This window comes from Protofrankia sp. Cr1 (assembly GCF_963555865.1).
Classification (GTDB): domain Bacteria; phylum Actinomycetota; class Actinomycetes; order Frankiales; family Frankiaceae; genus Protofrankia.
In genome coordinates this window covers 6,581-7,652 of sequence record NZ_CAUVXO010000260.1, presented here as the reverse complement: position 1 = coordinate 7,652, position 1,072 = coordinate 6,581, and the positions used below count along the sequence as shown (strand labels likewise).

Below are 1,072 nucleotides of genomic sequence, written 5' to 3'. Positions count from 1 at the left end.
ACTTCGGCAGCACAGACCAGCGGAGGCGATGGGCCGACCAGTACCGTGCAGTAAGGTTCTGCACATGGCGCAGAAGGCGGAGCTGCCCGTGATCATGCCAAGCGAAGAGCCGGCCTGGAAGCAACGCGCGGTCGAGCGCTCTACCAAGGCCGCGAAGCTCCGGGCCGAGCGGACGGTGATGCGGTTCCTCGACGCAGCCCAAATGATCATTATGGCGAAGGCAGTACCGACTTCACCGTACAGGAGGTCGTCGACCGGTCCCGCCAGTCGCTGCGCAGCTTCTACCAGCACTTCGGCGGCAAGCATGAGCTGCTGCTCGCCCTGTTCGAAGACGCCCTGCGCCGGGGGGCCGAGCAGATCCGCGCGGCCGCGTACGACCGGTCCGATCCACTGGACCAGCTCAGGGTCGCCGTCCACCTGCTGTTCGAGCTCTCCCGACCCGACCCGACCGCACAGCGTCCGTTGTTCACCGATTTCGCTCCGCAGTTGCTGACCTCCTACCCCGCCGAGGTGAAGGTCGCCCACGCTCCCCTGCTCGCGCTGTTCACCGAAATGATGTCGCAGGCCGAAGCCGCCGGGCACCTGCGCTCCGGCCTCAAGCCCCGCCGCGCGGCCGCGCTCACGATGGAGACGGTCATGTTCGTCGCCCAGTCCAGCGGGGTCGCCGACGACGAGAATCCCCATCCCATCACCGCCGACGAGGTGTGGGATTTCTGCGCCGCGGGATTCGCCCAAGGCTAGATCGTCGACGAGTCGGTAGCGGCGGCCCCGGAATGCCGGCGGATGGTCGGTGCCGGGTCGATCGCGCGGTAAGAGCCTGTCTTCGATCTTTAAGAGCCGGTTTTAGATCTTTCTCTTGATCAGGGAGCCGCACCGCAACGGCCCCCGCCGATCAACGTGAGCAAGGGATGACAGTGGCATTAGCGCATGGGCCGACCCGCCGAGTACGCGGCCCTTGTTCAGAACATCGTCGAGAACGACTACCTCAACGGCGAAGTCATCCGCCTCGACGGCGCACTTCGGTTCCCGCCGAAATAAGAGCACCTCCGACGAGATGAGAGCGCCCTCCGCA

The 1,072-nt window shown here is 65.7% G+C and carries 2 pseudogenes; both read left to right on the top strand.

Annotated elements, in window-relative coordinates:
* The first annotated feature begins 64 nt into the window (after nucleotides 1-64).
* Nucleotides 65-741 (top strand): annotated as a pseudogene (locus tag U9980_RS28625) (TetR/AcrR family transcriptional regulator).
* Nucleotides 742-924: 183 nt separating this feature from the next.
* Nucleotides 925-1,038: pseudogene (locus U9980_RS18295) on the top strand (3-hydroxyacyl-CoA dehydrogenase); the annotation flags it as partial.
* Nucleotides 1,039-1,072 lie beyond the last annotated feature (34 nt).